At 52.3% G+C, this 7,775-nt stretch carries 2 protein-coding genes; both read left to right on the plus strand.

Annotated features, from left to right (window positions below; translation table 11 throughout):
* The first annotated feature begins 120 nt into the window (after nucleotides 1-120).
* Complete coding sequence (locus JT719_RS15735; RefSeq protein ID WP_207434270.1) at nucleotides 121-4,128, plus strand: Ig-like domain-containing protein; 4,008 nt, start codon at nucleotides 121-123, stop codon at nucleotides 4,126-4,128.
* Between the two features lie 105 nt (nucleotides 4,129-4,233).
* The coding region (locus JT719_RS15740) for a right-handed parallel beta-helix repeat-containing protein (RefSeq protein ID WP_207434271.1) at nucleotides 4,234-7,775 on the plus strand (3,542 nt) is incomplete at its 3' end.

Below are 7,775 nucleotides of genomic sequence, written 5' to 3' on the forward strand. Positions count from 1 at the left end.
GTAATAGTGGATTCCGTCAATCAGGGTCCTTCCTCCCCTTGCACTTCTTGAACAAACAACTATATGGTTAAACATCTACTTCGCTTCTTTTTTGTTTTCCTATTGACGCTTGGCGCAGCCATGCTACCCTTTAAAGGGAATGCGGTTGCTTCAGGTAAAGAGAAATCGCCGCAGGCAAATAGAGCTCTCGCGGCGGAAGCCATCACCCTCTATGCAGACTCTGTGGCCGGTCTGCCTAACACTGAGGTGTTAGTACCGGTGCGGGTGAAAGGCTTCAACAACATGATTACTGGCCAGGGAACCATCACCTTTAACCCGGCGGTGGCCACCTATGTGGGAGTAGAGCAGTACGGGTTGCCTGGCATGACAAGCTCCAATTTTGGAACCACCCAGGCCAGCAGCGGTAGAATTGTTTTCTCCTGGGATGATGCTACCCTGGCGGGCAAGACCCTGACAGATGGCTCCATGATTTTTGTCATCCGGCTGAAGGTGGTGGGAACCTACGGTACCAATACCAGCATCAGCTTTACCAATAGTCCCGTTCCTCTGGAGTTTGTAGACAAGGCTTTTGCTACGGCACAGACATCGGTGCAGTCGGGTAAGGTGCAAGTGCCGTCATATGCCATCACTACCAGTGCCCTCTCCAATAATAGCCTTTGTGCCGGGAGCAGCGTAAGCGTAGCCTTCACAAGACAAGGCAGCTACACTTCCAATAACACGTTCTCCGTACAACTTTCTAACGCAAGCGGATCTTTTGCCAGCCCTACGGTAATTGGAACAGGTGCTGCTAGCCCCATTGCTGCTACTATTCCAGCTACTACCGTGCAAGGGACGGGATACAGAATCAGAGTGGTTTCTTCTTCTCCGGCTATCACGGGAACAGATAATGGAAGCAACATCACCATCAGTACGCTTCCATCAGCCCCCACCATTTCTTCTGTTGAGCGCTGCGGACCGGGAACCGTGACGTTGACGGCCAGTGGAGCCCCTACGGGAGGTAGCTACCGCTGGTACACCGTAGCTACCGGCGGAACCGCCATTAGCGGTGCCACAGCAGCTACGTACACTACCCCAAGCCTGAGTGCCACTACAACTTATTATGTAGCCACCGCCAATAGTGCCGGTTGTGAGAGCAGCCGGGTGGCCGTAGTCGCCACCGTGGTGCCTGCTTTAACGAACAACACTATCTCCGCCGCCCAGACCATCTGTAGTGGCAGCGTCCCTGCGCAATTGACCGGTACCCAGCCAACTGGTGGTAGCGGTACCTATACCTACCAGTGGGAGAGAAGTGCTGATGGCACTACCTTCGCACCCATCAGCGGAGCCACCGGACAGAATTATTCTCCTGCGGCTCTTACCGCTGATACCTGGTTCAGAAGAAAAGTAACCTCGGGTAATTCCTGCCCGGTAAATGTAAGTGCTACTGTGAAAGTAACTGTTTCTCCGGTGCCAGCCAGTCCGGTTCTTTCTAATGCAGCAATTTGTAACGGGGAGAAAGCCACGCTTGCGGTGAACTCGCCCAATACTGCCTATACCTATCGCTGGTACACGGTAGCTACCGGAGGAACTGCTTTCTTTACCGGTTCTTCTTACACCACCGCTACCCTGAGCGCCAGCACTACTTATTATGTAGAAGCTGCCAGCACGGCTGGTTGTGTTAGTGGCAGAACGGCTGTCACTGTTACCGTGAATGCAGTACCTGCCGCCCCTTCTGTTACAGGTGCTGAGCGTTGCGGAAACGGAAGCGTGACGCTTTCAGCTTCCGGGGCGCCAGCTGGAGCCACCTACCGTTGGTATACTGCCGCTTCGGGCGGAACAGCAATCAGTGGGGCTACTGGTACCACGTACGCTACTCCAAGCTTAACGGCCACCACTACTTACTATGTGTCGGTGGTGAATAGCTCCAACTGCGAGAGCGGCAGAACAGCCGTAACAGCTACCATCAATGCTGAACCCAATGCCCCAACTGTAACAGCTGCGGAACGTTGTGGTACGGGTTCGCTCACCTTAACTGCCAGTGGTGCTCCCGCCGGAGCCACGTATCGCTGGTACATAGTGGCTACGGGTGGAACCGCCATCAACGGTGCTACCGGTGCTTCTTATACCACCCCAAGCCTGAGCGCCACCACTACTTATTATGTATCTGTGGTAAGCAGCGCTAATTGCGAAAGCACCAGAACTCCTGTTACTGCTACAGTAAAAGCTACTCCGGCAACGCCGGTAGCCACTGCCTCGGCAACCCAGGTGGGTGGTACCCTGAAACTGAGTGCCAGTACCGTAACCGGTGCCACGTATTCCTGGACCGGGCCAAATGGTTTCACTTCAACCCAACAGAACCCAACTATTCCAAATGCCACCACTGCTCACTCCGGTACTTACAGTGTAGTGGCCATCATCAATGGCTGTAGCAGTGTGGCCGGTACGGTTACCGTAACCGTGATCAATGTGCCACCGGTAACCTTTGATGTGGACTCTGTGAGTGGATTGGCAAACACCGAGATCCTGGTGCCGGTAAGGGTAAAAGGCTTCAAAGATATTGTGAGTGTACAATACAGTGTGAACTGGAACACCAATGTAGCCTCGTTTGTGGGGGTGGAAGATTTCGGGTTAACCGGGTTAACGGCTACTAGCTTCGGTACTACGCAAACGGCAACCGGTAACTTGATGCTCTCCTGGACCGATGCCAGCCTGAAGTCTTACACCTTAGCCGATAGCACTATCCTGTTCAAGATTCGCCTGAAGCTAATAGGCAGCATGGGGCAAAGTACCCCCATCACCATTGCTGATCAGCCCACCCCGGTTGAGGTTTCTGAGAAGAATGGTTTCATTGTACCAGTAATCAAATTAGCTGGTGCTGCCACCATCCGCAAGCAAGTAAAGATCAGCGGGCAAATCAAATCTGAGCAGGGCGAGGGAATACGTACCGTAACCCTTACGGCTACGGGTGGTGCCACACCTTTAACCTACGAGACAAAACCAGATGGCTTGTATGAGTTCCAGGTAATGCAGAATGGCACCTACACCATTAGCCCATTCAAAAACAACGATGCCACCGCCAACAACGGGATTACTACCCTGGACATCGCCCTGATCAGAAGACACATCCTGAACATTACGGCGCTTGGCTCACCCTACAAGATTCTGGCCGCTGATGCTGATAACTCCAGTTCCGTTACCACCACGGATATTGCCAGCATCCGGAAAGTGGTTCTGACCATAGACAATTCCTTCCCTGGCAACCGACTCTGGAGATTTGTCCCGCAAAGTTTCAAGTTCCCTAATCCTGCCAATCCTTTCCCTTTCAAAGACTCGGTGCAGGTGCATACCAGCGTAGCTAAAGAGTTAACCGGACAGGATTTTATTGGTGTAAAGATTGGAGATGTAAACAATACCTGGGACTCTAAAGTAGCGCGGGTACGTACTGCCGGAGATATTGCCGTTCAATTGCAAGACCAACAAGTATTGCCAGGAGCCGAAGTACTGGTGCCGGTAAAAGTAGCAGGCTTCAAAAACGTGAGCGGCTATCAGTTCACGCTTGCCTGGGATGCTACTGTATTGGAGTTTGTATCGGTAGAAAATGCCGCTGCCCAAGGAGCTTTTGGTACCCACAAAATAACCGAAGGAAAACTGACAACTGCCTGGGATGACCCGGCCGGAAAGAGCCAGACCTTGCCAGAGGGTAGTGTGCTCTTCTATGTGAAACTGCGAGCCATTGGAGCCTTGCACACCCAAACCGAAGTAGCCATTACCTCAGACCTGACCCGCAGTGTGGCTTATAATCAGAACCTGCAACAACTGAATGTAAAACCAACCAACGCCAAAATTCTGGTAGGGAATGCTGTTCAGGTTACTCCAGGGTACACCTTGCACCAGAACGTGCCAAATCCTTTTGCGCAGAATGGTACCAGCATCAAGTTCAGCGTGCCGCAGCAGGAGGAAGTACGCATCAGCATCTACAACTCCCTGGGTCAGTTGGTGAGAACTTATACTTCTACCTATGCCGCCGGTGAGCACGAAGTCCTATGGGATGGCACCAACAGCCAGGGTGGAGTTGTAGGCAAAGGCACTTACCTCTACCGCATGGAAGCCGGTAAGTTCACCCAGACTAAACGCGCCATTATCCTTTAGAAATCTCAAGAAAGAGTAGCCGCAGGGAAGACCTGTGGCTACTCTTCTTTTTTACAGCATATCTATTCTACCTATCCAATCCCTTTATTCTTTATAAGCGAAAGCATGAAACAGTTTTACCTGCTGCTCTCTTTCCTCGTTCTCATAGGTTGCTCCCAGGCATTTGGCCAGACATACCTCCTGAACGAAGACTTTTCCTCTGCCTCAGAGACTACGCCGCCAACCGGTTGGGCGAACTCCACCTTAACCGGAGCGGCTACTGATAAGTGGCGATTTGACAACGTAGGGAACCGAAATCTTCCTTACCCTTTCACTGGCAAGTTTGCCATTTTTGACAGCGACAACTACTCAAAGGCTGATGGGGCCGAGAATGTGGTGTTAGAGTCTAAGTTCTTTGATGCCTCCATTAGTAACAACACCTTGCTCACCTTTGACCACTTCTTTTCAGGAGGCAAGAATGGAAAGGGGACCCTAGAGGTATTCAACGGCAGAAGCTGGAGCACTGTGGCTACTTTCACAGATAGCACTTCCTCACCAGAAAGGAAGCTTTATAATCTTTCCTCAACCGTAGGTGGTGTGACCAACGCTAAGGTCCGTTTCAGGTGGGAAGGCAATGCTTCTTACTTCTGGGCGATTGACAACATCCGCATCTACTCCCCTTTGTCACGTGATGCTGGGGTGGTGAAGCTGAATGCTCCGGAAATGCCTTTTAACTCTGGTAGTCAAGTAATAAAAGTTTCGCTTGGTAACTACGGGATTAGTACCCTTAAAAGTACTACGCTTAAATGGACAGTAAATGGAGTAGCCCAAACAGCTAAAAACTGGACTGGCTCCTTGGGGATTGGGGAAACCGAAGAGAATATAACGCTTGCCAATTTCAACTTTCAACAAGGTAAACAATACCAATTCAAGATCTGGCAGGAGAACCCAAATGGGCAGAATGACCTCAATTCTTTGAATGATACTCTGTATGCAACTTTAAATAGCAGCCTATGCGGCACCTACACAGTGGGCGGCGATGGTGCCCACTTCAAGGACCTGGCGCAGGTCGCGGAGGCGCTGAGCAACGGAGGGGTTAGCTGTCCGGTTACCTTCAAGATCCGCAACGGTGATTATTATTCAAGCGGGGGCATTATGCTCTACGAAGTGCCTGGCTCCTCGGCCGCCAACACCGTCACGTTCGAGTCAGAGAGCGGGGACAGCACCAAGGTCAACATAGGCGGCTTTGCCCTTCGGGGTGCGGCATACGTGACCTTCCGCAGGCTAAGTGTTTCGCCGTCGATCCAGAACGAGTCGCACCATATCATGATGGAGAACAGCGTAGGGAGCTTCTACTCGGGCCTCTCCTCCAACACCAGGGCGGTGGACGCAGATATCACCATCAGGAACAGCAGGCTTTCTTATGTCAATATACAATACCCGGACGCGTACCCAGGACGCAGAATCACCCTCAAAGGCAACACAGTTGACGGTTCTGTAAATATTACCTCGGTCAGAGACCTGGCGATAGAGGACAATATAGTAAGTTCCGTCATAGGCTTGAGTCTAGGCAGGGGAGTAGCCATCAAGGGTAACAAGGTCGGCCGTGTGCCGGAGAACAGCTGGGAAAATACATCTGGCTCAATAAGCATCTACAAGAGTGAAGGCGTGGAGATGGAACGGAACGAGGTCCTCCGACCCTATGCTGCTCAGTACTCAGGCATCCCTGTCTCGATAGGTGAGAGTAAGAATGTTGGCTTCACTCAGAATACTGTGCAGCTAAATCATCGGAGCGAGACTAGCACCAACTCCGCCACCCTGGCCGTTGACATGGACAGGAGCAGCAAGGTGACGATCACGGATAATACCATCACCATGTCGGACGGCACCAAGGTCAACCCTCTTACGGCGATCAACATCCGCGGCGGAAGCAGCGGGATCAGGATCGAGAACAACAGTATCACCGTCCTGGATAGTGTAGCCACTGACTACAACGGCAATCAGGTTCATGATGGATACTACTACAGAAGCAATACTTCCACGGTCCGGGCTATCGTCGTAAAGGGAGGAGAGTATGACTATACACTTAGACGTACGCTGAGGAGCAGCAATGTGCGTATCACCAATAACACGTTTAGCCTCAAGGTCAGCAACGGACGGGCTGCCTATGATCAGTATTCTTCCTCCACTACTACTACAGATCATGATGGCACCGCTATGGACGTCAGCGGGACAGATACGCTCTCCATCAGGGGCAACAAGTTCTTGTTTGGCAACTCTGGGATACAGGCCACGGACGTCGACAGCAGTTACGTCAAGAACAACGTGCTGAAAACAACTAACACAGATGGCCATTCGTCTTACCTGGGCATCAGCTTCTCCTCAACAAGAAGAACGGTTATAGAAGACAATGAGGCTGGTTCTATATCGGTGTATAATTCTTCCGCAGCAGGGGGTAGGATATGGATCACAAACAATAAAGTCCGTGCCGCTATCACCGCCGCAGGCAGCGCAACCACTAACAACAGCAGCGTAGAGGTGATAGGCAACATCATTGAACAAGGTCAGTACAACGGCGGCATTTACGTCAGCGGGGCTGCAGTAAAGGTGAACCAGAATAGGGTCAACACAAGCGAGACAGGCATCTCAGTACTGGGGGGCAGCGGGGAAGTACTGCAGAACAGGCTGGTGGATATTGGCGGCAAAGGAATAGTGGTAGACGGGGGCGGTATGCTGGTAGCCAACAACTACATCCACGTGAAGGGGGTGCAGACGGACCAGGCAGGCGTCGAGCTGACGCAGAAGGCTGCCAATGCCAAGGTCGTGTTCAACAGCGTCTACCTGGAGGGCAATGACGCCATAAACAGCAAGGCCTTTTCGGTGGCCGGGGCCGCTGGCCTGACGGTGAAGAACAACATCTTCGCCAACACCGGCAAGGGGTACGCCGCCTACCTGTCCGGCGCACTGTCGGGGACCAGCGATTGGGACTTCAACGACTATTTTAGCGCCCAGGGCCGCCTGGGGCACTACAACGGCAGCGCCTATAGCACGCTCGCCCAATGGCAGCAGGCGCTGAGCAAGGAGGCCAACTCCAAATCGGTCAACCCCTTCTTCAAGTCCAAAACCGATCTGACGCCTACGCAGATGTTGCTGGACAATGCCGGTGTATCTCATGCCCTTGTCACTCAGGACATAGATGCCGCTGCAAGAGCAACCTCCCCGGATCCGGGAGCCAAGGAGTTTGGGCTGCCAGAATTAGATGCCGGCGTAAACGCTGTTACCGCACCTAGCAACCCTCTGCCGGTTGGCAGCCTACCGGTGAAGGTAATACTACAGAATCATGGCACAGCTACTTTGACCGCAGTAGAACTTCACTGGACTGTGAATGGAGTAAGTCAACCAAAGCATACATGGACAGGCTCTCTAGCTAGCCGTGCCAATACAGAAATAGCGGTAGGGGAATATGGCTTCACATCTGGAAAAACCTTTACTATCAAAACCTGGGCTTCTATGCCAAATGGAAAACCAGACTTGGCTGTTCACAATGACACAGCTATGGTGAAGGATTTGGCTGCTGGCCTATGCGGCACCTACACAGTGGGCGGCGATGGTGCCCACTTCAAGGACCTGGCGCAGGTCGCGGAGGCGCTGAGCAACGGAGGGGTTAG

The sequence above is a fragment of the Sabulibacter ruber genome (assembly GCF_017355955.1).
Classification (GTDB): domain Bacteria; phylum Bacteroidota; class Bacteroidia; order Cytophagales; family Hymenobacteraceae; genus Nibribacter; species Nibribacter ruber_A.